17 protein-coding genes and 1 other RNA gene are annotated in these 22,011 nt (G+C 68.0%); 16 read left to right on the top strand and 2 right to left on the bottom strand.

From position 1 onward, the window contains the following. Nucleotides 1–4: 4 nt before the first annotated feature. The gene (locus ACFO0J_RS05160; RefSeq protein WP_376811971.1) at nt 5–1,852 is read right to left on the bottom strand and encodes an ATP-binding cassette domain-containing protein; all 1,848 of its coding nucleotides are present in this window, start codon (nt 1,850–1,852) and stop codon (nt 5–7) included. A 165-nt stretch (nt 1,853–2,017) separates the two neighbouring features. On the opposite strand from ACFO0J_RS05160, the gene rnpB reads away from it, so the two are divergent. The 5 genes from rnpB to ACFO0J_RS05135 all read left to right on the top strand — a co-directional run bounded on the left by rnpB (nt 2,018) and on the right by ACFO0J_RS05135 (nt 6,478). Beyond that, nucleotides 2,018–2,421: RNase P RNA component class A (gene rnpB / locus ACFO0J_RS05155), an RNA gene on the top strand. 247 nt (nt 2,422–2,668) lie between these two features. Further along, nucleotides 2,669–3,496: an ABC transporter ATP-binding protein gene (locus ACFO0J_RS05150; RefSeq protein WP_376811970.1), complete on the top strand. Its 828-nt coding sequence runs from the start codon at nt 2,669–2,671 to the stop codon at nt 3,494–3,496. Next, on the top strand, nt 3,477–4,184 hold the full coding sequence (locus ACFO0J_RS05145) for an ABC transporter ATP-binding protein (protein ID WP_376811969.1): 708 nt from the start codon (nt 3,477–3,479) through the stop codon (nt 4,182–4,184). The genes ACFO0J_RS05150 and ACFO0J_RS05145 overlap by 20 nt, the downstream gene beginning before the upstream one ends. 4 nt (nt 4,185–4,188) lie before the next feature. After that, the gene (locus tag ACFO0J_RS05140; protein ID WP_376811968.1) at nt 4,189–5,262 is read left to right on the top strand and encodes a branched-chain amino acid ABC transporter permease; all 1,074 of its coding nucleotides are present in this window, start codon (nt 4,189–4,191) and stop codon (nt 5,260–5,262) included. 10 nt (nt 5,263–5,272) lie between these two features. After that, the gene (locus ACFO0J_RS05135) at nt 5,273–6,478 is read left to right on the top strand and encodes a branched-chain amino acid ABC transporter permease (protein ID WP_376811967.1); all 1,206 of its coding nucleotides are present in this window, start codon (nt 5,273–5,275) and stop codon (nt 6,476–6,478) included. 12 nt (nt 6,479–6,490) lie between these two features. Here ACFO0J_RS05135 and ACFO0J_RS05130 read toward each other — a convergent pair whose 3' ends face one another. Further along, complete coding sequence (locus tag ACFO0J_RS05130; RefSeq protein WP_376811966.1) at nt 6,491–7,840, bottom strand: ABC transporter substrate-binding protein; 1,350 nt, start codon at nt 7,838–7,840, stop codon at nt 6,491–6,493. A gap of 549 nt (nt 7,841–8,389) precedes the next feature. Here ACFO0J_RS05130 and mraZ point away from each other — a divergent pair. From mraZ to ACFO0J_RS05075, 11 genes are read left to right on the top strand one after another with little or no spacing between them, the layout of a single operon-like run. Then, nucleotides 8,390–8,818: a division/cell wall cluster transcriptional repressor MraZ gene (mraZ, locus tag ACFO0J_RS05125; protein ID WP_376811965.1), complete on the top strand. Its 429-nt coding sequence runs from the start codon at nt 8,390–8,392 to the stop codon at nt 8,816–8,818. Between the two features lie 8 nt (nt 8,819–8,826). Further along, nucleotides 8,827–9,885: a 16S rRNA (cytosine(1402)-N(4))-methyltransferase RsmH gene (gene rsmH, locus ACFO0J_RS05120; protein ID WP_376811964.1), complete on the top strand. Its 1,059-nt coding sequence runs from the start codon at nt 8,827–8,829 to the stop codon at nt 9,883–9,885. Continuing rightward, on the top strand, nt 9,882–10,172 hold the full coding sequence (gene ftsL / locus ACFO0J_RS05115; RefSeq protein WP_376811963.1) for a cell division protein FtsL: 291 nt from the start codon (nt 9,882–9,884) through the stop codon (nt 10,170–10,172). The genes rsmH and ftsL overlap by 4 nt, the downstream gene beginning before the upstream one ends. Next, nucleotides 10,169–11,905, top strand: a complete 1,737-nt coding sequence (locus ACFO0J_RS05110; RefSeq protein WP_376811962.1) for a peptidoglycan D,D-transpeptidase FtsI family protein — start codon at nt 10,169–10,171, stop codon at nt 11,903–11,905. The genes ftsL and ACFO0J_RS05110 overlap by 4 nt, the downstream gene beginning before the upstream one ends. Beyond that, a complete protein-coding gene (murF, locus tag ACFO0J_RS05105) occupies nt 11,902–14,688 on the top strand; it encodes a bifunctional UDP-N-acetylmuramoyl-L-alanyl-D-glutamate--2,6-diaminopimelate ligase MurE/UDP-N-acetylmuramoyl-tripeptide--D-alanyl-D-alanine ligase MurF (protein WP_376811961.1) in 2,787 nt (928 codons plus the stop codon). The genes ACFO0J_RS05110 and murF overlap by 4 nt, the downstream gene beginning before the upstream one ends. Further along, a complete protein-coding gene (gene mraY / locus ACFO0J_RS05100) occupies nt 14,678–15,850 on the top strand; it encodes a phospho-N-acetylmuramoyl-pentapeptide-transferase (RefSeq protein ID WP_376811960.1) in 1,173 nt (390 codons plus the stop codon). Before murF ends, mraY begins: the two co-directional genes overlap by 11 nt. Next, entirely contained in the window at nt 15,847–17,385 is a 1,539-nt protein-coding gene (gene murD / locus ACFO0J_RS05095) for a UDP-N-acetylmuramoyl-L-alanine--D-glutamate ligase (protein ID WP_376811959.1), read from the top strand. Before mraY ends, murD begins: the two co-directional genes overlap by 4 nt. After that, entirely contained in the window at nt 17,385–18,593 is a 1,209-nt protein-coding gene (gene ftsW, locus ACFO0J_RS05090; RefSeq protein ID WP_376811958.1) for a putative lipid II flippase FtsW, read from the top strand. The genes murD and ftsW overlap by 1 nt, the downstream gene beginning before the upstream one ends. Beyond that, the gene (gene murG, locus ACFO0J_RS05085) at nt 18,590–19,663 is read left to right on the top strand and encodes an undecaprenyldiphospho-muramoylpentapeptide beta-N-acetylglucosaminyltransferase (RefSeq protein WP_376811957.1); all 1,074 of its coding nucleotides are present in this window, start codon (nt 18,590–18,592) and stop codon (nt 19,661–19,663) included. The genes ftsW and murG overlap by 4 nt, the downstream gene beginning before the upstream one ends. Next, nucleotides 19,660–21,066, top strand: a complete 1,407-nt coding sequence (murC, locus tag ACFO0J_RS05080) for a UDP-N-acetylmuramate--L-alanine ligase (RefSeq protein WP_376811956.1) — start codon at nt 19,660–19,662, stop codon at nt 21,064–21,066. The genes murG and murC overlap by 4 nt, the downstream gene beginning before the upstream one ends. After that, nucleotides 21,063–22,004, top strand: a complete 942-nt coding sequence (locus ACFO0J_RS05075) for a D-alanine--D-alanine ligase (protein ID WP_376811955.1) — start codon at nt 21,063–21,065, stop codon at nt 22,002–22,004. The genes murC and ACFO0J_RS05075 overlap by 4 nt, the downstream gene beginning before the upstream one ends. Nucleotides 22,005–22,011: the final 7 nt, after the last annotated feature.

The raw sequence follows: 22,011 nt of genomic DNA, 5'->3' as shown, positions 1-22,011 counted from the left end.
GCCCTCAATCGCCGCGCTTGTCCTCCAGCAGGGTCCAGCGCTCGAACAGGGCTTCCAGTCGGCTGTCCAGTTCGCCCAGGGCCTGCTGGACGCGCTGCGCCTCGTCCGGCCCCTGGTTGTACAGATCGGGATCGGACAGGCGTGCCGCCAGGGCGGCCTGCTCGGATTCCAGCGCAGAGATTTTGTCGGGCAGGGCGGCCAGTTCTTCCGCCTCCCAGGGGGCCAGGCGGTTCTTGCGCGGCTTGTCGGCGGCTTCGGCCGGTGCAGGGGCCGCGGGCGCCTTCACTCCCTCCGGCGTATCGGCGCGGTCCGATGCGGCTGACCGCCCGGCGCGTGCCGGGGGTTCCGTTGCATCAGGACGCGGCCGCTGGGCTTCCCAGTCGTCATAGCCCCCCACGTATTCCTGCCAGTGGCCGTCGTCCTCGGCGGCAATGGTCTGCGTGACCACATTGTCCAGGAAGCTGCGGTCGTGACTGACCAACAGCACGGTGCCCTGGTAGTCCTGCAGCAGGCCTTCCAGCAGCTCCAGGGTGTCGATGTCCAGGTCGTTGGTGGGCTCGTCCAGCACCAGCACGTTGTGCGGCTGGGCGAACATGCGCGCCAGCGCCAGGCGGGCGCGTTCGCCTCCCGACAGGCTGGACACCGGGGAATGGGCCCGGGCGGCGGGGAACAGAAAGTCCTCCAGGTAGCTCATGACGTGCTTGCGCTGGCCGCCGATTTCCACCCATTCGCTGCCTGGGCTGATGGTGTCGGCCAGGGTGGCGGATTCGTCGAGCCGGTCGCGCATCTGGTCGAAATAGCCGATCGACAGATTGGTGCCCAGGCGCACGCTGCCTTGCAGCGGCTGCAGCTCGCCCAGCAGGATGCGCAGCAGCGTCGTCTTGCCGGCGCCGTTGGGACCGATCAGGCCGATGCGGTCGCCGCGCTGGATCAGGGTGTTGAAATCCCGGATCAGGGTGCGATCGCCATACCCATGGGTGACGTTTTTCAGTTCCGCCACCAGCTTGCCGGAACGCTGGCCGTCGGCCAGGGAAAAACGCACCTGGCCTTGCTGGTCGCGCCGCTCGGCGCGCTCGCGGCGCAGGGCCTCCAGGCGGCGGACCCGGCCTTCGTTGCGGGTACGGCGCGCCTCGACGCCCTTGCGTATCCAGACTTCTTCCTGGGACAGCAGCTTGTCGAAGCGGGCGTTGGCCTGTTGTTCGGCGTTCAGCCATTCGGCCTTGCGGGCCTGCCAGGCGGAAAAATTGCCGGGGAAGCTGAGCAGTCGGCCCCGGTCGAGTTCGACGATGCGGGTGGCGACGGCGTCCAGGAAGCGCCGGTCGTGGGTGATCAGCACCACCGCCGCGCGCGTGCCGCGCAGCAGGTCTTCCAGCCAGGCGATGCCGGCGAAATCCAGGTGGTTGGTCGGCTCGTCGAGCAGCAGCAGGTCGGGTTCCTGGACCAGGGCGTGGGCCAGGGCCACGCGCTTGCGCGTACCGCCGGACAGCCCCTGGATGGGCAGGTCGGGGCGCAGGCCCAGGGCGTCGATCAGCGCCCCGGCGCGGGCCGAGCGCTGCCAGTCTTCCGTGGCCAGCAGGTCGCCGGACAGGTAGTCGAGGATGGTCTCGTCCTCGGGCAGATCGGGCTCTTGTTCGACGGTGGCGATGCGCAGGCCGCCGCGCCGCCGGATCTCGCCGTCATCGAGGCGGGTGCGGCCGTCCAGGACGCGCAGCAGGGACGATTTGCCCGCGCCGTTGCGGCCGATCAGGCCGATGCGTTCGCCGGCCAGCAGGGTCAGGTCGGCGTGGTCGAGCAGGGGATGGTGGCCGTAGGCGAGTTGGGCCTGGGCGAGGGCGAGCAAGGTGTCGGACATGAGGCAGGCGGCGGTGATGCGGTCGCTGGCCCTGGCGGTGCGCCGGGGCCGAAAGTCCTATTGTCGCAGTTTGGGCAGGGGTGTGCCGCAGCCCCCGGGATTCGCAGATGCATCCAGTGCGGGGCCCGGCTCGGCTGTGCCCGGGCTGTCGTACAATGCCGTCGCGGGGCAGATCGGGCGATCGCGGTGCCGTCAGGCATCGAGGAAGGTCCGGACTCCATAGGGCGCGATAGCGGCTAACGGCCGTCCGGCAATCCCTTCGGGGAAAGCCGAGGACCAGGGCCACAGAGACGAGTCTGCCGCGAGGGTGTGCCGCAAGGCGCACACCGGTACGGCCATCTCCGTATCGTCCGTCCGGTTCGTCCGGGCGGTTCGCGGCAGGGTGAAACGCGGCAACCTCTATCGGGAGCAACATCAAATAGGCATGCGCCGGCTTCGTGCCGACAGGGCGGCTCGCCCGAGCATGCGGGTAGATGGCTAGAGCGGTCCAGCAATGGCCCGCCCAGAGGAATGATCGTCCGCCGGGGCAACCCGGCGTACAGAATCCGGCCTATAGATCTGTTCCGCTTTTTCGTTTACAGCTCCACGCTAGCATGGACCTTTTCGCCGCCGGGCCGCCCCAAGGCGAAAAGCGCCCCCTCGGGGGGCAGCAAGCGGGCGAAGCCTGCGCAGCGTGGGGGTAGGGAATCCGTGCATTCGGTCCCTTGGATCGCTGTGATACTCTGAATCATCATTTCCAACCGACGGCCCGTGGCGCGGATGCGCGAGGGGTCCGCCGGCCGGATTCCCGTTGTGGCAATCCAGCAGGAGGCATCGGTGGCGGATTCGACAGCATCCCTGTCGGAAACGGATGTCGGCCAGCGGCATCCGCTGCTCGAAGTCCGTGACCTGACGAAAAATTTCGGCGGCCTGAAGGCGGTGGATCACTGTTCCTTCCAGGTGGAACGCGGCACCATCACCGGTCTGATCGGCCCCAACGGCGCCGGCAAGACCACGGTGTTCAATCTCATGACCGGCTTCATTTCCCCCGATTCGGGGCGGATTCTGCTGGACGGCCAGGACATCGGCCATCTGCGCCCGGACCAGGTGTTTGCCCGCGGCCTGTGCCGCACATTCCAGATTCCCCGCGAACACGGCACCATGAGCGTCCTGGAAAACCTCATGCTGGTGCCGCCCGGGCAGTCGGGAGAACACTGGTGGAACGCGCTGCTGCGCCCCGGCCGGGTGCGGGTCGAGGAAGCCCGCCATCTGGCCAAGGCGCGCGAAGTCCTGGAATACCTGCAGCTCACCCACGTCCAGCATGAATACGCCGCCAATCTGTCGGGTGGGCAGAAGAAGCTGCTGGAAATGGGCCGCATGCTGATGGCGGACCCGCAGATCATTCTGCTGGACGAGCCGGCCGCCGGGGTCAACCGCACGCTGCTGCAAAGCATTGTGCAGAACATCCAGACCCTGTCGCGCGAGCGCGGGATCACCTTCCTGCTGATCGAGCACGACATGAACATGGTCATGAGTCTGTGCGACCCGGTCATCGTCATGAGCGAAGGGCGCAAGCTGGCCGAAGGCGCGCCCGATGCCGTGCGCAACGACCAGGCGGTGCTGGAGGCCTACCTGGGAGGGCAATATGCCGCTGCTGCAGGTTGACGCCGTCACTGCGGGCTATGGCGACACCGAAATCCTGCGCGCGATGTCTCTCCGGGTCGAGGCCGACGAAGTCGTCGCCATCATCGGGCCCAACGGGGCGGGCAAGTCCACCCTGATGAAGACGATCTTCGGCCTGCTGCATCCGCGCCAGGGCGCCGTCGCCTTCGACGGCCACGACATCGCGCACCAGGCGCCGCACCGCATCGTCCGTCTGGGCATGTGCTACGTGCCGCAGGTGGCCAATGTCTTCACCACCCTGACGGTCGAGGAAAACCTGGAGATGGGCGCGTTCCCGATGGGCAAGGTCGATCTGACGGAGAACAAGGAGCGGGTCTACGCGATGTTTCCCAAGCTGCGCCAGCGCCGCCGCCAGCTGGCGGGCAAGATGTCCGGCGGCGAGCGGCAGATGGTGGCGATGGGCAGCGCCCTGATGATGAATCCCAGGCTGCTGCTGTTGGACGAGCCCACGGCCGCCCTGTCTCCGAAGCTGGTGGACGAGATCTTCGAGCGCATCGCCCGGATCAATGAGAGCGGCGTGGGCATCCTGATGGTCGAGCAGAACGCCCGGCAATCCCTGGGGATGGCCCATCGCGGCTATGTGCTGGCCAATGGCGAGAACCGGCACGAAGGCACGGGCCGGGATCTGCTCGACGACCCGAATGTCGGGCGCCTCTATCTGGGAGGATGATGCGATGAGCGATTCAGCGCAGTCTGTGGCGGATACCGCGCCGCCGAGCGCCCAGGCCGACGAGGCGGTCGACGCCCGCGATGCCGGCGGCGCGCGCAGCAGCCGCTTCGTCGGCGGGGTGCTGCTGCTGGTGCTGATCGGCATGTGGGTCGCCGGCTGGCTCTCGGGCACCAGCGCCGAGGACATGCTGTCCCTGACCGCCTGGGGCGTGATGCTGGGCGGCATCATCGCGCTGGGCGGCATCGGCCTGACCCTGTGCTACGGCGTGCTGAAATTTCCGAATTTCGCCCATGGCGAATTCCTGACCCTGGGGGCGTACGTGACCTACGGCATGGTGCTCGTCCTGCCGCAGTCCAATCCCATCTGGCGGTTTTCCTTTGGCTGGGAACTCATCGTCGGCCTGCTGGCGGCGGCGGCGGTCACCGCCGTCGTGGCGATCGTGATCGACCGGCTGCTGTACCGGCCGCTGCGCCGGCACCAGTCGCCGCTCGTGCTGTTGGCCATGGCCTCGCTGGGCATGGAATTCCTGCTGCGGGGCATCGTCTATCTGATCTGGGGATCGGACTTTCACTTCTATTATTCGGGGCGCTCCAATCCGGCGCTGTACCTGCCCTTCGGCCTGCGCCTGCAGGCGGACCAGCTCTTTGTCTTCGCCCTGGCCGTCATCCTGGTGGCCTGGCTGTACTGGCTGCTGACCCGCACCCGCATCGGCAAGGCCATGCGCGCGACGGCCGACAATCCCGATCTGGCCCAGGTGCGCGGCATCGACACCGAGCAGGTCGTCGCCTGGACCTGGACCATCGGCGCGGGCCTGGCCGCCGTCGGCGGGGTCATGTACGGGCTGGCGTCGCAGATGCGCCCGGACATGGGTTTCGTCCTGCTGCTGCCCTTGTTCGCAGCAGTGATCATGGGCGGGATCGGCAGCGCCTGGGGGGCGCTGGTCGGGTCGGTCATCATCGGGGTCGCCATGCAGTTGACCTCGGCCTTCCTGAATCCGGCCTACGGACCGGCGGTCGCCTTCGTGCTGATGGTGCTGGTGCTGTTGATGCGGCCTCAGGGGCTGTTCGCCCAGCGATAGGAGCCGGACCATGGATCCTCTTCTCTTCCTCAAAGCCTGTTTCCTGATGGTTCCCGCCTTTTTGCTGGGCTGCCTGCTGTTCTCGCGCCGGCGCTGGCGCACGCGCCTGCCGGCGGCCCTGGTCCTGGGGGGCGTGCTGGCTTTCGGGGTCGCGGGCCTGCTGCCCGGCGTGATGGATTACCTGGTGTCCTTCAGCATCATGGCGACCATCTATTCGATCCTGTCGCTGGGGCTGAACGCGCAGTGGGGCTATAACGGCCACCTGAACTTCGGCGTGGCCGGATTCTTTGCCGTGGGGGCCTTCACCATGGCGCTGTTCGTCACCACGCCGCCCTCCGGCCTGATGGCGGCCTATGCCCAGCAGTGGTTCGGTCTGGACGCGCCCTATCTGATCGGGGTGGCGGCCGCCGGCATCATGGCGGGCATCGTCGCCTGGCTGATCGCCCAGCCCATCCTGCATCTGCGGGCGGATTTCCTGGCGATCGCCACGCTGGGGATCGCCGAGATCATCCGGCTCATTTTCCAGAACGAGCGCTGGCTGGCCAACGGGCCCCAGCCCATGTCCGGCATCCCGCAGCCCCTGTCCTGCGTTTTCGATCGCGAGGGCTGCAGTTGGCTGCCGGAGGCCCTGCATTCCGCCTTGTCCGCCATGCAGCCCCGGGACTACAGCTATCTGTATCTGGTGATCGTCACGCTCGCGCTGGCCCTGGTGTACGTCGTGCTTGAGGCCATGGTGCGTTCGCCCTGGGGACGCGCGCTGCGCGCCGTCCGTGACGAGGAAGACTCGGCCGCCATGAGCGGCAAGCACGTCAAGTCTTTGCGCGTGCAGTCCTTCGTGCTGGGCGCCGTGGTCATCGGTGTGGCCGGCGCCCTGTATGCGCCGTACATGGTGACGATCGACTACAGCCACTTCAAGCCTTTGTTCGCCACCTTTCTGGTCTGGGTGATGCTGATGCTGGGCGGCAGCGGCAACAACAAGGGCGCCATCCTGGGGGCTTTCGTGATCTGGGCCGTCTGGAGCGGCACGGGCTTCGTCACGGATTACCTGCAGGTCGCCTTGCAGGGCGTCGCCCCCGACGTGGCTTCGCGCATGTCCTTCCTGCGTTGGGCTTTTGTGGGGCTGCTGCTGGCGCTGATCGTGCTGTATCGCCCTCAGGGCATCCTGCCTGAGAAAAAGCGGGTGTCCCGCTTTCTGGACAAGGAGCCCGAGGACTAGGGAACTGGCCGGTCAACTGGCCGGGATGTCCTTGGCGGCGACCATCTTGACCGTTTCGATCTGGTCGCCGGAATATTTCCAGATATTGACCGGGGTGATGACGTCGCCGTTCTTGTCGAAGTCGCATGGGCCGGCGACCCCGTTGTAGTTGATCTTCTTCTTGTCCTTCAGCGCCTTGAGCATGGCGGTGACCCGGTCCTGGTCGCCGCCGTCGATCATGTCGCCCGGCGGGTTGGCGATCAGGCGCAAGTGGTCGCGCAGGACCGTGCCCGTGATCTTGGCCGGGTCGGTGATGCCGTCGGCCACGCTGGCCGCCATGGCCAGTCCCGCGACCATCCCGGCATCGTACGAGCAGGTGGTGAAGGGCGGGAAGTGATCGTATTTATAGGTGGACAGGTAGGTCTTGGCGAAGTCCTTGTAGGACTGCGTGGTGGTGTCTTCGCCGGGGGCCGTGCCGTAGCGGCCGTCCATGTCCTTGCCGCCGACCTCCTTGATGATGTCGATGCTGGCGTTGCCGTCGGTGAACTGCCAGTTCGTGAAGTTGAAGGTGTCGCGGGATTCCTTGCAGATGGCGATGGTGTGCGCCGGGTAGCTGACGATCAGCAGCAGATCGGGTTTGTCCTTCAGTGCCTGGGACAGCATGGACTTGTAGGTGGGCTGGACTTCCTCGGGGTGCGGGACTTCGGCCAGGACGGTGCCGCCGCGCTTTTTGAAGGCGGCGGCAAAGGCATTGGACAGGCCTTGCCCATAGGGATTGTTGATGTAGATGGTGGCGACGCGCTTGAACTTGTAGTTCGGGTCGATTTCGCCGTTGACGAACTGCGCGGCCACCACGCCCTGCATGGCGTCGGACGCGCTGGTGCGGAACAGCAGGTCGGCCTTGGCGTCGGCGGGCAGCACGCTGACCAGCGGCGAGGTGGTGCCGTTGCCGATCTGCAGCACGCCCGACGGGATGGTGACCGAGGTCGCCACGGCGACCGTGACGCCGCTGGACCAGCCGTTGATGATGACCGGCGTGTGCTGGGTGTCGATCATCTGGCGGGCGGCCTGCACGCCGACCGTCGGCAGGGTCGCGCTGTCGGCCGTGACGTGGTGGGCGATGATGGGGCCGCCGAAGACTTCCTTGGCGGCCGTGTTGATCTGGTCGACGGCGAGCCGCACGGCGTCGCGGTAATAGGGTCCGAATTCGGCCGCGGAGCCCGTCATGGGCAGGACCTGGCCCAGGTTGATGGCGGGCGGGGCGCCCGCGGCCAGGGCGCGATGCAGCGGCAGGACGCCGCCGAGCATCAGGACGCCGCCCGTGGCCCCGACGGATTGCAGGAAATGGCGGCGTGATTGGGGGGGATGGTTCTGATCCGACATGGAGATCTCCTTTCTGGTGACTGACGAAACGGCAGGCAAACGCAAAAAGTGCCCCCACGCTTCGCCCTGCGGGCTTGCGTCCACCTCGCAGCTTGCATGCTGCTCGGATTCGCCTGGCATAGGCCAGTCCGCAAGGGACTGGCCTATGTCCGGGCTCATCCCCCAAGGGGGCGCATTTTGTCTTGGGACGGCCCGGCGACAAAAAAGGCTCGGATGCTTTCGAGTCTGACACCCGGGAATGCCAGTGTTCCAACCCCGGATGGTGAAAGTTCATTACATCGGCTGGCCCCAGGTGTGTCAATTGGGAATTGGTGCAGGTCGGGCGGGGCCGGATTGCATCCGCGAAAGCCCTGACCTGATAAAGGACTTTCAATTCATTCTGCAATGCTTTGATTTTTCAGGTTTTTATTTATCGGGCAATTGTTAAAAATAGTTGTAAGTGCTTGTTGTCATTGAATAAATTTCAATTTTCGCCTTGACCGGCACCGATCCATCCCGTAGAGTGGGGCAAAGTAGATTTTTGTGTCATGAAGTGGGAGAAGAGCTCTCGTGTTTCAAGGAAGCAGTGCACTCACGCTAGATGCCAAGGGCCGGATGTCCATTCCGGCTCGGCATCGTGACGTCCTGCTGGCCAGCGAACAGGGGCGTCTGACCCTGACACGGCATCCAGACGGCTGCCTGATGCTCTACCCCCGCACGGTCTGGGAAGAAAAGCGCAAGCAGATTGCGGCGCTGCCGGGCTCGGCGCGGCCTTTGCAGCGCCTGCTGCTGGGCAACGCCCAGGACGTGGACATGGACGGGGCGGGCCGCATCCTGGTGGCCCCCGAACTGCGCACGGCAGCCGGCCTGGACCGGGACGTCATGCTGCTGGGGCTGGGGTCGAATTTTGAATTGTGGGACCGCGCCCAATGGGAGGCGCGTTGCATGACGGACGTGGGCAACCTCGATCCGGCCATCCTTGAACAGATCTCTTTCTGAACCCGTACATGGCGTATTCCCATCGCACCGTTCTGCTGGAGCCGGCTATCGACGCGTTGTTGAGTCCCGCGTTCGGCCGTCGGTCGGCGGCGCCGGAGGCAGAGGCCCCGCCGCTGGACGGGGTGTATGTGGATGGGACATTCGGGCGTGGCGGACATAGCCGCCTGCTGCTGAGCCGGCTGGCCCCGCAGGCGCGGCTGCTGGTATTCGACAAGGACCCGATGGCGATTGCCGAGGCGCAGGCGCTGCGCGCCGCCGACGCCCGGGTCGAGATCGCCCACGATGGTTTCGCGACGCTGGACGCACAACTCGACCGCCTGGGCATCGCCCAGGTGGACGGCGTACTGCTGGACCTGGGCGTGTCTTCGCCCCAGATCGACGAGGCGGAGCGCGGATTCTCGTTCATGCGGGATGGCCCGCTGGACATGCGCATGGACACCAGCCGCGGACAGACGGCGGCTCAATGGCTGGCCGAGGCCGACCAGGAACAGATCAAGGAGGTCATCGCAGATTATGGCGAAGAACGGTTTGCTTTTCAGATTGCAAAGGCGATTGTTGCGCGCCGCCAATCCGGGCCGCTGCGCACCACGGGCGAACTTGCCCAGCTCGTCGCCGGTACCGTCCGTACGCGCGAAAAGGGTCAACACCCGGCCACCCGCACCTTTCAAGCTATACGGATTCACATCAATGAAGAGCTCGCGCAGCTCGCGCACGCCCTCCCGGCAGCGCTGACCCGTTTGCGCGCGCGCAGGCGCCTGGCCGTGATCAGCTTCCATTCGCTGGAAGACCGCATGGTCAAGCAGTGCCTTGCCGCTGCAGCCAACCCGGGCCGGGAACAGGCGCGGCTGCCGATCCCCGAACGGGACATGCCGCAGCCCTATGTCACGCTGCTGGGCCGCGTTCAGGCGGATGAGGCCGAGGTGGCGGACAATGTCCGCTCGCGCTCGGCCGTGCTGCGGGTGGCTGAACGCACGGATATCCCTTTGTCGCTGGACGAGGCCGCCGGCTTCATCCGCCTGCCGGGCCGCGCGGCCGTGCCGCGCCGGACGGGGAGGGTGCGGCGATGATACGCGTGAACCTGTTCCTGGCGCTGCTGCTGATGGCCTCGGCGATTTCGCTGGTCACGGTGCGTTTCCAGACGCGGGAGCTGTTCGTGGCGTCCGAGCGGATGAAAGCCCACGCCCACGAACTGGATGCGGAATGGCGCCGCCTGCAGCTCGAGCGGGCGGAGCTGGCGCGTAACGCGCGCATCGACTCGCTGGCGCGTTCGGACCTGCATCTGGTGTCGGTGACGCCGGATCGCACCATTTACCTGCAGCAGCCGGCCCCCGCCGCGCAGGGGGCGCCGCAATGAAGCGCTTCGGTTTCCACGAAAGCCCCGTGCTGGCCAGCCGCCCCGCCTTCTGGCGCGCGCGGCTGGTGGTGATCGTGCTCATGCTGGGTTTCGCTGCGCTGGCGGCCAAGGCGCTGAACCTGCAGATCCTGTCCAACGAATTCCTGCAACGCCAGGGCGAGCGCCGCTACGAGCGCACCCTGGTGCTGCAGGCCTCGCGCGGCAAGGTCCTGGACCGCAGCGGTTCGGTGGTGCTGGCGTCCAGCGTGCCGGCCAAGGCCATCTGGGCGATCCCCGAGGATTTTCACAAGGCCACCGATGCCCAGGTCGCCGAGCTGGCGCGCCTGCTGGACATCAAGCCGGCCGAATTGCGTCGGCGCACTCAGGACGAAGACAAGAATTTCGTCTATCTGCAGCGGCAGGTGGCCGCCGATACGGCCAAGGCCATTCAGCAACTGAAGATCCCCGGGGTCCAGCAACTGGCCGAGACGCGCCGCGTCTATCCCGAAGGCGAAGTCATGGCGCATATCGTCGGCTTTACCAATATCGAGGATCGCGGCATCGAAGGCATCGAACTGGCGTTCAACGATCGCCTGTCGGGTCAGCCGGGCTCCCGGCGCGTGATCCGGGATCGGCTGGGCCGCGTGGTCGAGGACGTTCAGGCCGTGGTGCCGCCGGTCGACGGTCAGAACCTGCAATTGTCCATCGATGCGGGCATCCAGTTCGACACCTACACGGCCCTCAAGGCCGCGATGAAGGAACACCAGGCGCGCGCGGCGGCGGCCATCGTGCTGGATGCCCGTTCGGGCGAGATCCTGGCGATGGTCAATCTGCCGTCCTACGATCCCAACGACAACACCAAGCGCACGGGCGATGCGCTGCGTAACCGCGTCGTCACCGACACCTTCGAGCCCGGCTCCATCATGAAGCCGTTCACGGCTGCGCTGGCCCTGGACGAAGGCAAGATCACGACCCGCACGCAGTTCGACACCGGCAACGGCCGCTACAGCTATCAGGGGGCCGTGATTTCCGACGTCAGCCGCAACGGCGTGCTGGACGTGGGCGGCATCATCCGGCGTTCCAGCAATATCGGCATGACGATGATTTCCGAGAAGCTGACGTCCCAGTCGATGTGGGAAAAATTCTCGGCGCTGGGCTTCGGGCGCGCGCCCCAGACGCATTTCCCCGGCATGGCTTCGGGACGCCTGCGGCCCTGGCAGCGCTGGCGGCCGATCGAGCGCGCCACCATGGCCTATGGCTATGGGCTGTCCGTGTCGCTGCTGCAGGTCGCTCACGCCTACACCGTCTTCGCCCGCAACGGCGATATGGTGTCGCTGTCCCTGCTGCGCCGCGAAGGCCAGCCCACCAGCGTGCAGGTCTACTCGCCCCAGGTGGCCTTGCTGATGCGCAGCATGCTGGAAGCCGCCGCCGGTCCCGACGGCGCCAAGCTCGCCCAGGTCCAGGGCTACCGGATCGCGGGCAAGAGCGGCACGGCGCGCAAGATCATCAACGGCCAGTACAGCAAGACCAAATACCGCGGGTCCTTCGTGGGCCTGGCGCCGGTGTCCGACCCGCGCATCGTCGTGGCCGTGTCCATCGATGAGCCCGGCGCCGGGGGATATTATGGCGGCCGCGTGGCCGCGCCTGTTTTTTCCGACATCGTTTCAAGTACCCTGCGCCGGCTCGGCGTGCGGCCGGATGCGCCCGTGGATTCCCTCGTGGCCGCAGCAGAGCAGGGGGGACGCACTCAATGATCTTATTAGACATCATGGCCTGGCTGGACGAGCGGGTCGATCGCAAGGCAGACCTCTGCCTGGATTCGCGCCAGTTGCAGCCGGGCGATGTGTTTTTCGCCTGCCCCGGCATTGCCTCGGACGGCCGCGCCTTCATGGAAGCCGCCGTGGCCGCCGGCGCCGCCGTCATCGTCCGGCAGGCGGGGGGCGATCATGTTTCGCCCGCCGGCGTGCCGGTCCTGGAAGTCGAGGGCCTGTCCGCCTGGCTGGGCGAGGTCGCCCACCTGTGGTACGGCCGGCCGTCCGACGCCCTGACCGTGATTGCCGTGACCGGCACCAACGGCAAGACGTCCACCACACAATGGATCGCGGCGGCGTTGAACGCCGAAGACATGCCCTGCGGCACGATCGGGACGCTGGGCGTGACCCTGGCTGACGGCAGCAACCTGGGCGGCGTCCTGACCACGCCGGACGTGCTGACGCTGCACCGCAGCCTGGCCGCCATCGTGCGCGCGGGCGGCGTGGCGGCCGCCATCGAGGCGTCCTCCATCGGGATCGAGCAGGGCCGCCTGGACGGGGTCAGCATCCAGGTCGCGGGTTTCACCAACCTGACCCGCGATCACCTGGATTATCACGGCACGGAAGCGCGCTACAAGCAGGCGAAATTCGCCCTGTTCGCGCGCCCGGGCCTGCGCGGCGCGGTCATCAACGCCGACGACGCGGCGGGGCGGGAACTGCTGGAAAGCGCTGCGCCGTCCGGCCACCGGGTGGGCTACGGCCTGCAGCGCGACGCTGCGGCGGTTTTCCGGGCCGAGGACATCCAGCACGGCGCCAACGGCCTGGTCTTCAATCTGGTCGCGCCCGACGGCAGCGCCCAGATCCTGACCCACCTGGTCGGGGAACACAATGTCTCCAACCTGCTGCTGGTGGCCGGCGTACTGCGTGAGCTGGGCTGGGGGCTGAGCCGCATCGCGCGCGCCCTGGCCGTGCTGCATCCCGTGCCGGGCCGCCTGCAAGTGGTCACGGCGCTGGGCGGCGCCAGTTCGGGCCGGCCCCAGCCGCTGGTGGTGGTGGATTACGCGCACACGCCGGACGCGCTGGAACGGGTGCTGACGGCCCTGCGGCCGCTGGCTCGGGATCGTGGCGGCCGCCTGCGCTGCGTGTTCGGCTGCGGCGGCGACCGGGATGCCGGCAAACGGCCCCTGATGGGGGCCGTGGCGGCCCGGCTGGCCGACCAGGTCGTGGTCACCACCGACAATCCGCGCACCGAATCGCCCGAGGCCATCATCGAGCAGATCGTGGCGGGCATGCCGAGCCGCCCGGACGTACGCCCGGATCGGGCCGACGCCATCCTGGAAACCCTCTGGGGCGCCGGTGATCGGGACGTGGTGCTGCTGGCCGGCAAGGGTCACGAGACCTACCAGGAAGTCCATCATGTGCGCAGCCCCTTCGACGACCGCGAATGGGCGCGCTTTGCGCTGACCTGGCAACAGGGCGCAGAGCTGTCCACCGACACCCGCTCGCTGCCGGCCGGCGCCCTGTTCCTGGCACTGGAAGGCGAGCGCTTCGACGGTCATGCCTACTTGAGTACGGCGGCCCAGGCCGGTGCGCGCGCGGCCATCGTCGCCCACCGGGTGCCGGGCGCCGGGCTGCCCCAGATCGTGCTGGGCGACACCCGCCTGGCGCTGCGGCGCGCCGCCACGGCCTGGCGGCGTCAGTTCCAGATGCCGGTCATCGCGGTCACCGGCAGCAACGGCAAGACCACGACCAAGGAAATGATCAGCGCCATCCTGGCGGCCTGGTGCGGCGAGGATGGCCGTCTGGCCACGCGCGGCAATCTGAACAACGACATCGGCCTGCCGTTGACGGTGCTGCGCCTGCGCCCGGCGCATCGCGCCGCCGTGCTGGAACTGGGCATGAACCACCCGGGGGAAATCCCCGTGCTGGCCGCCATCGCCCAGGCCACCGTGGCGCTGGTCAACAATGCGCAGCGCGAGCACCAGGAATTCATGAACACGGTCGAGGCCGTGGCGCGCGAGAACGGCGCCGTGCTGCAGGCCCTGCCCGCCGACGGCGTGGCGGTGTTCCCGGCCGACGAGGACTACAGCGGGCTGTGGCAGGAACTGGCCGGCGACCGGCGGACGCGGCGCTTCGGCTTTGCCGACACGGCTGACGCGTACGCTTCGCAGATCCGCGCCGGGACGGCGCAGACGGAATTCCGCCTGCACCTGGGTGCGGAAACCGTTCCGGTCGTCCTGCACGCGCCGGGGCGCCACAACTTGCGCAACGCCCTGGCGGCGGCAGCCTGCGCCTGGGCGGCGGGCGCGCCTGCGGCCGCCATTGCCGCCGGTCTGGCGGCTTTCGCGCCGGTGGGCGGGCGGATGCAGCCCCGGCGGCTGGCTGACGGCTTCCAGTTGATCGACGACAGCTACAACGCCAACCCGGATTCCGTGCGCGCCGCCATCGACGTGCTGTCCGGACTGGATGGCCGGCGCATCCTGGTGCTGGGCGACATGGCCGAGGTCGGTGACCAAGGGCCGGCCATGCACGCCGAGGTCGGCGCCTATGCCCGCCAGTGCGGCGTGGATGCCTTGCTGACGCTGGGGCCGGCAGCCCGGGGGGCCGCGCAGGCTTTCGGCCCGCAGGCCCAGGCCTTCGACGCCTTTGACGAGCTGTTGCCGCATCTGCTGGCGGCGCGTCCGGGCCACATCCTGGTCAAGGGTTCGCGCAGCATGCGCATGGAGCGTGTGGTGCAGGCGCTCGATGCGGACGCATCCGCGCAGGGGGGCGAACATGCTGCTTGAACTGGCGCGCTGGCTGTCCGATGCCCATTTCCGCGCCTTCGGCGTGGTGGAATACATCACCTTCCGCGCGCTGTTGGCGTGCGCCACGGCGCTGGCCATCGGCCTGCTGGCCGGCCCCTGGCTGATCCGCCGCCTGACGGCGCTGAAGATCGGCCAGGCGGTGCGCAGCTACGGCCCGCAGACGCACTTGCAGAAGAACGGCACGCCCACCATGGGCGGCGCGCTGATCCTGATCGGCATCGGTATCAGCACCCTGCTGTGGGCGGACTGGACCAACCGTTTCGTCTGGGTGGTGCTGCTGGTGACCTTCGGTTTTGGCTGGATCGGCTGGGCCGACGACTACCGCAAGGTCGTGCACCACGATCCGGAAGGCATGCCGGCGCGGCAGAAGTTCTTCTGGCAGGCGCTGATCGGCGCCGTGGCTGCTGTGTATCTCAGCTTTGCCGTGTCGGTGCCGGCCAATACGGAGCTCTGGCCGCTGTTCCGCGAATGGGTCCTGAGCGGCTTCACCATGGCGCTGCCGGCGCGTGCCGACCTGATCGTGCCGTTCTTCAAGACCGTCAGCTACCCGCTGGGCGTGTTCGGCTTCGGCGCGCTGACCTGGCTGGTGATCGTGGGCACCAGCAATGCCGTCAACCTGACCGACGGCCTGGACGGCCTGGCCATCATGCCCACGGTGATGATCGGCTCGGCCCTGGGCATCTTCGCCTACGTGGTCGGGCGGGTGGACTATTCCAAGTATTTGCTGTTCCCCTATATCCCGGGCGCTTCCGAGCTGATGGTGATCTGCGCGGCCATCGCCGGCGCGGGCCTGGCCTTCCTGTGGTTCAACACCTATCCCGCCCAGGTCTTCATGGGCGACGTGGGCGCCCTGGCGCTGGGCGGCGCGCTGGGCACCATCGCCGTCATCGTGCGCCAGGAGATCGTCCTGTTCATCATGGGCGGGGTGTTCGTGGTCGAGACCCTGTCGGTGATGCTGCAGGTCACCTGGTTCAAATACACCAAGAAACGCTATGGGGAAGGCCGCCGGATCTTCCGCATGGCTCCGCTGCACCACCATTTCGAAGTGAGCGGCTGGAAGGAAACCCAGGTGGTGGTCCGGTTCTGGATCATCACCATGATGCTGGTCATGATCGGCCTGGCGAGCCTGAAGCTGCGATGACGACCGTGTACGACTTCCCCTCTATCCGCCGCGACGGCCTGACCCTGATCCTGGGATTGGGGGAGACCGGCGTGGCGGCGGCGCGCTGGTGCGCTGCGCACGGCGCCCGCTTGCGGGTGCTGGACACGCGCGCGCAGCCGGGCGGGCTGGATGCCTTGAAGGCAGAGGGGGTGGAGGTCGATCTGCGTCTGGGCGACGGGGCCCTGGCGGTCGAGGCGCTGGATGGCGTTCACACGCTGGTGCTCAGCCCCGGGCTGAATCCCCATGAGGCGCCCGTGGCCGGCTTGCTGGCGGCGGCGCGCGAACGGGGCGTGGACATTCTGGGCGAGATCGAACTGTTCGCCCGCGCCCTGACGGACCTGCGCGCGCAGGGCTACGCGCCCGCGCTGCTGGCGGTGACGGGCACCAACGGCAAGACCACGGTCACCTCGCTGACGCGCCATCTGGTCGAGGCCGGCGACCGTCGCGTGCGTGCGGCCGGCAATATCAGCCCGGCCGCGTTGACCAGTTTGAAAAATGCCCTGGACCAGGACGACCTGCCCGAGGTCTGGGTGCTGGAGCTGTCCAGTTTCCAGTTGGAGGCCACGACCACGCTGGCGCCGGATGCGGCGACCGTGCTCAATGTCACGCAGGATCATCTGGACTGGCACGGCTCGATGCGGGCCTATGCAGCGGCCAAGGCGCGGCTGCTGGAGATGGCGCGGATCGCCGTCGTCAACCGGGATGATCTGCTGGTGCGGGACATGGTCCGCGACATGGCTGACGAACGGGTGCGCAGTTTCGGGGTCGATGCGCCGGCCTTGGCGGGCGATTTCGGCCTGTTGAACCAGCAGGGCCTGGCCTGGTTAGCGGCCGCGCCCGAGGTCGAGGCGGATCCGACCGCCCAGACGCCGGCGCGCCGACGCCGTGCGGCGCGCGAAGAAGCCCCCGCCCGGCGGCCCTCCGTGCCCGCCCAGGCGCTGATGCCGGCCGAGGCGCTGCGGATCCAGGGCACGCACAATGCGCTCAACGCGTTGGCCGCGCTGGCCCTGGGCCGCGCCATCGGCCTGGATTGGGCGCCGATGCTGCACGCCCTGCGCGACTACCGGGGCGAGGCGCACCGCACGGAATTCGTGCGCGCGATCGCCGGGGTGGATTTCATCGACGACAGCAAGGGCACCAATGTGGGCGCTACGCTGGCCGCCCTGAAAGGGCTGGGCCGGCCGGTGGTGCTGATTGCCGGCGGCCTGGGCAAGGGGCAGGATTTCACGCCTCTGGCGCCGGTCGTGCGCGCCCATGCGCGCGCCGTGCTGCTGATCGGCCAGGACGGTCCGTTGATCGGCCAGGCGCTGGCGGGCTGCGAGGTGCCGATGCGGTCCTGCGCGACGCTGGAAGACGCCGTGGCCCAGGGCCTGGAACTGGCGCAGCCGGGTGATGCCGTGCTGCTGTCGCCGGCCTGCGCCAGCATGGACATGTTCCGCAACTACGCCCACCGCAGCGCCTGCTTCGTCGAGGCGGTGAACGAGCTGGCTGCTGAACGTGGGGAGGTGGCGTGATGAGCATGCTGGGTTCCCTGAGCGGCGGTGTGAACGCGACGGCGCGGTCGGGCCGCACGGCCATGCCCAGCGTGGACGTGGGACTGATCGTGGCGGTCACCACCCTGATCCTGTTCGGCCTGCTCATGGTGTATTCAGCCTCGATCGCCCTGGCCGACGGGCCGCGCTACGAAAGCTACGGCCGCTTCTATTTCGTCGGCCGCCATGCCGCTTTCATCGTCATCGGTCTGCTGGCCGCGCTGTTCACCGCCAGCATCCCGATGCGCATCTGGCAAAAGATCGCCCTGCCGCTGTTTGCCCTGTCGCTGGCCCTGCTGGTGGTGGTGCTGGTGCCCGGCATCGGCCGCGAGGTCAACGGCGCGCGGCGCTGGCTGCCTCTGGGGCCGGTGAATTTCCAGCCCTCCGAGCTGATGAAGGCCGCCATCCTGCTGTACGCGGCTGATTACGTGGTGCGCAAGCAGGCGCACTTGCAAGGCTTTGTGCGCGGCTTCGTGCGCGGCTTTGCGCCCATGGCGCTGGCGCTGATGCTGGTCGGGGTGCTGCTGTTGCTGGAACCCGATCTGGGGGCGTTCATCGTCATCGGCGCCATCGCCGTCGGCATCCTGTTCATCGGCGGGATCAATCTCAAGCTGTTCACCCTGCTGCTGGGCGGGGTGATGTCCAGTTTCCTGATGCTGATCTGGCTGTCGCCCTGGCGCCGTGAGCGTCTGTTCGTCTATCTGGACCCCTGGAACCCGGACAATGCCTATGGCAGCGCCTACCAGTTGTCCCATTCGCTGATCGCCCTGGGGCGGGGTGAATGGTTCGGCGTCGGCCTGGGCTCCAGCATCGAGAAACTGCATTATCTGCCCGAGGCGCATACCGACTTCATCGTCGCCGTCATCGGCGAAGAACTGGGCCTGGTCGGGGTGCTGTCCCTGATCGCCGTGTTCGTCTACGTGGTGATACGCGGCTTCGACATCGCCCGCCAGGCCATGGTGCTGGAACGGGTCTTCGACGGCCTGGTCGCCCAGGGCGTGGCGCTGTGGATGGGCGTGCAGGCCTTCATCAATGTGGGCGTCTGCCTGGGCCTGCTGCCCACCAAGGGCCTGACGCTGCCGCTGGTCAGCTACGGCGGTTCAGGCATCGTCATGAACCTGGCAGCCATGGCGCTGCTGCTGCGCGTCGATTACGAGACTCGTTGCATGATGCGGGGGAAACGGCGATGAGCGCGCGCACGATCCTCATCATGGCGGGCGGCACGGGCGGGCACATCATGCCGGGGCTGGCCGTGGCCGAAGTCCTGAGCGCCGCCGGCTGGCGGGTGCTGTGGCTGGGCGATCCCGACCGCATGGAAGGCCGGCTGGTGCCGGCGCGCGGCATCGAACTGCTGCCGCTGCGTTTCGGCGGCGTGCGCGGCAAGGGCGCCGCCGCCTTGTTGAAGCTGCCCTTCACCCTGGGCTCCGCCTGCCTGCGCGCGCGCAAGCTGCTGCGCGCGCAACGCCCCGACGTGGTGCTGGGCATGGGCGGCTACGCCGCCTTCCCGGGCGGCCTGATGGCGCGCCTGTCCGGCATCCCGCTGGTCGTACACGAACAGAATGCCATTGCAGGCACGGCCAACCGCGTCCTGGCCCGCTTTGCCCGCCGGGTGCTGTGCGGCTTTCCCGGGGCGTTGCCCAATGCCCTGATGGTGGGCAACCCGGTGCGCGCTGCCCTGGAGACGATGGCGCCTGCGAATGAGCGCTACGCCGGCCGTCAGGGGCCGCTGCGCCTGCTGGTGGTGGGCGGCAGCCTGGGGGCGGCGCGTTTGAACGAACTGGTGCCCGAGGCCCTGGCGTTGTTGCCGGAGGATGCCCGGCCCCAGGTGCGCCACCAGGCGGGCGAGCGTCACGCCGAGAGCGTGCGCCAGCATTACGGGCGGCTGGGTGTCGCAGGCGAGGTCGCGGCCTTCATCGACGACATGGCCGAAGCCCTGGGCTGGGCCGACCTGATCGTCTGCCGGGCCGGCGCGATGACCGTGGCCGAGGTCGCGGCCGTCGGCGTGGCGGCCCTGTTCATCCCGTTGCCGCATGCCATCGACGACCACCAGACGGCCAACGCCCGCTATCTGTCGGAGTGCGGGGGCGGCTGGATGATGCGTCAGGCCGATCTGGACGCGGCCGGGCTGTCGGCCTGGCTGGCTGCCCGCCGGCGGCCCGAACTGGCCGCCGTGGCCGCCCATGCCCGCGAACATGCAAGTTTGAACGCCGCGCAGCAGATTGCCGATGCCTGCGTCCATAGTCTGGAGGAATCGGCATGAAGCACCGCATCCGTAATATTCACTTCGTCGGCATCGGCGGCTCGGGCATGAGCGGCATCGCCGAGGTGCTGCTGAACCTGGGCTATTCCATCAGCGGCTCCGACGTCCAGGAAACCGCCGTGACGCGGCGGCTGGCGTCGCTGGGCGCGCGCATCCTGATCGGCCACGCCGCCGAGCACATTCGCGGCGCCGGCGCCCTGGTCACGTCCACCGCCATCCACGCCGACAATCCCGAAGTCCTGGCGGCCCGCGCCGCGCGCATCCCGGTGGTGCCCCGCGCCCTGATGCTGGCCGAGCTGATGCGCCTGAAGCGCGGCATCGCCATTGCCGGCACGCACGGCAAGACCACCACCACCAGTCTCGTGGCCAGCGTGCTGGCGGCTGGCGGGCTGGATCCCACCTTCGTCATCGGCGGGCGGCTGAACGCGGCCGACGCCAACGCGCGGCTGGGGCAGGGCGACTACATCGTGGTCGAAGCCGACGAGTCCGATGCCTCGTTCCTGAACCTGCTGCCGGTGATGGCCATCATCACCAACATCGACCTCGACCACATGGACACCTACGGGCACGACGTGGCGCGTCTCAAGAGCGCCTTCGTCGAGTTCACCCAGCGCCTGCCGTTCTACGGCAGCGCGGTGCTGTGCGTGGACGATGCCAATGTGCGCGAGATCATTCCCTTCGTGTCGCGGCCCGTGACGACGTACGGCATCGACACGCCGGCCCAGGTGCGCGCGCGCGACTTGCGCGCCGACGGCACCGTCATGTGCTTCGAGGTCGATCGGCAGGGCGTCCGGGGCGATCTGGCCCCCCTGTCCGTGCGCCTCAATCTGCCGGGCCGGCACAACGTGCTCAACGCGCTGGCCACGATCGCCGTCGCCACTGAGCTGGGCGTGCCCGACGGGATCATCGCCGAGTCGCTGTCGCAGTTTCGCGGCGTGGGCCGGCGCTTTACCCAGGTGGGCCGCTTTCCGGTGCCGGAGAAGAACGGCGGCGGCTCGTATGCCGTGGTCGATGACTACGGCCACCACCCGGTCGAGATGGCGGCCACCCTGGCGGCCGCACGTGGCGCCTGGCCGGACCGCCGTATCGTGCTGGCCTTCCAGCCGCACCGCTATACGCGCACCCGCGATTGCTTCGAGGATTTCGTGCGTGTGCTGAGCTCGGCCGATGCCGTGCTGCTGACCGAGGTCTATCCGGCCGGCGAGGCGCCGCTGATCGCCGCCGACGGGCGCGCCCTGGCGCGCGGCCTGCGGGTGGCCGGCCGGGTCGAGCCGGTGTTCGTCGAGGACGTGGCCGATATGGCGGCCGCCATCGGGGACTTCGCCCGCGACGGAGACGTCGTGATCATCATGGGGGCCGGTTCCATCAGCCGCGTCCCCGCGCAACTGGGGAGTCCTCTATGAGCCAGGCATTCGGCCGCGTGGGCGTGTTGTACGGCGGCAGTTCCGCCGAGCGTGAAGTGTCTCTGATGTCGGGCGCCGGGGTCTGCGCCGCGCTGTGCGAAGAAGGCGTCGACGCCCATCTGTTCGACACCGGGGAACGCAGCCTGGCGGACCTGGCGGCGGCGGGCTTCGACCGCGTCTTCATCGCCCTGCACGGACGCTACGGCGAGGACGGCACGCTGCAAGGCGCGCTGGAACTGTTGAAGATTCCCTATACCGGCAGCGGCCCGCTGGCCTCTTGCCTGGCGATGGACAAGATCGCCACCAAGCGCCTGTGGCTGCAGCACGGGCTGCCCACGCCGCGCTTCGCCGAACTGGCCTGCGACGCCGATCCGTCGGGTCTGGCCCGGGACTTGGGCCTGCCGCTGATCGTCAAGCCGCCGCACGAAGGTTCGACGCTGGGCCTGACCCGGGTCGAGTCGGCGGACCAGTTGCACGACGCGCAGGCGCTGGCCTGCCGTTTCGACGATCTGGCCCTGGTCGAGCAGTTCATCCGCGGGCGCGAACTGACCATCCCGGTGCTGGGTTCGGGGGCGCAAGCGCGCGCGCTGCCCGTCATCGAGATCATCGCGCCCCAGGGCAATTACGACTACGAACACAAATACGTGTCCAACGACACCCGCTACGTGTGCCCGGCGCCGCTGCCGGACGCGTTGACGCATCGGATCCAGGAGATCGTCGTGCAGGCCTACCGGGTCCTGGGCTGCGAAGGCTGGGGCCGGGCCGACGTGATGCTCGATGAGCAGAACCAGCCCTGGCTGCTGGAAATGAACACCTCGCCGGGCATGACGAGCCATTCGCTCGTGCCCATGGGCGCCAAGGCCGCCGGCATGAGCTACGGCCGGCTGTGTGTGGAAATCCTGTCGACGGCGCGCTGCAAGCTGCGCCAGGCAGCCTGAGGAAAGG

The sequence above is a fragment of the Castellaniella hirudinis genome (genome assembly GCF_042651965.1).
Taxonomy (GTDB): domain Bacteria; phylum Pseudomonadota; class Gammaproteobacteria; order Burkholderiales; family Burkholderiaceae_B; genus Castellaniella; species Castellaniella hirudinis.
Note: the sequence above shows the minus strand (reverse complement) of the source record. Positions and strands in the feature narration are given on the sequence as shown.

Excerpts from the sequence above, each read along its gene's own strand:
- ACFO0J_RS05160 (WP_376811971.1), bottom strand. The coding sequence starts at position 1,852 with ATGTCCGACACCTTGCTCGCCCTCGCCCAGGCCCAACTCGCCTACGGC.
- ACFO0J_RS05145 (WP_376811969.1), top strand. The coding sequence starts at position 3,477 with ATGCCGCTGCTGCAGGTTGACGCCGTCACTGCGGGCTATGGCGACACC.
- ACFO0J_RS05140 (WP_376811968.1), top strand. The coding sequence starts at position 4,189 with ATGAGCGATTCAGCGCAGTCTGTGGCGGATACCGCGCCGCCGAGCGCC.
- ACFO0J_RS05135 (WP_376811967.1), top strand. The coding sequence starts at position 5,273 with ATGGATCCTCTTCTCTTCCTCAAAGCCTGTTTCCTGATGGTTCCCGCC.
- ACFO0J_RS05130 (WP_376811966.1), bottom strand. The coding sequence starts at position 7,840 with ATGTCGGATCAGAACCATCCCCCCCAATCACGCCGCCATTTCCTGCAA.
- rsmH (WP_376811964.1), top strand. The coding sequence starts at position 8,827 with ATGGCGTATTCCCATCGCACCGTTCTGCTGGAGCCGGCTATCGACGCG.
- ftsL (WP_376811963.1), top strand. The coding sequence starts at position 9,882 with ATGATACGCGTGAACCTGTTCCTGGCGCTGCTGCTGATGGCCTCGGCG.
- ACFO0J_RS05110 (WP_376811962.1), top strand. The coding sequence starts at position 10,169 with ATGAAGCGCTTCGGTTTCCACGAAAGCCCCGTGCTGGCCAGCCGCCCC.
- murF (WP_376811961.1), top strand. The coding sequence starts at position 11,902 with ATGATCTTATTAGACATCATGGCCTGGCTGGACGAGCGGGTCGATCGC.
- mraY (WP_376811960.1), top strand. The coding sequence starts at position 14,678 with ATGCTGCTTGAACTGGCGCGCTGGCTGTCCGATGCCCATTTCCGCGCC.
- murD (WP_376811959.1), top strand. The coding sequence starts at position 15,847 with ATGACGACCGTGTACGACTTCCCCTCTATCCGCCGCGACGGCCTGACC.
- ftsW (WP_376811958.1), top strand. The coding sequence starts at position 17,385 with ATGAGCATGCTGGGTTCCCTGAGCGGCGGTGTGAACGCGACGGCGCGG.
- murG (WP_376811957.1), top strand. The coding sequence starts at position 18,590 with ATGAGCGCGCGCACGATCCTCATCATGGCGGGCGGCACGGGCGGGCAC.
- murC (WP_376811956.1), top strand. The coding sequence starts at position 19,660 with ATGAAGCACCGCATCCGTAATATTCACTTCGTCGGCATCGGCGGCTCG.
- ACFO0J_RS05075 (WP_376811955.1), top strand. The coding sequence starts at position 21,063 with ATGAGCCAGGCATTCGGCCGCGTGGGCGTGTTGTACGGCGGCAGTTCC.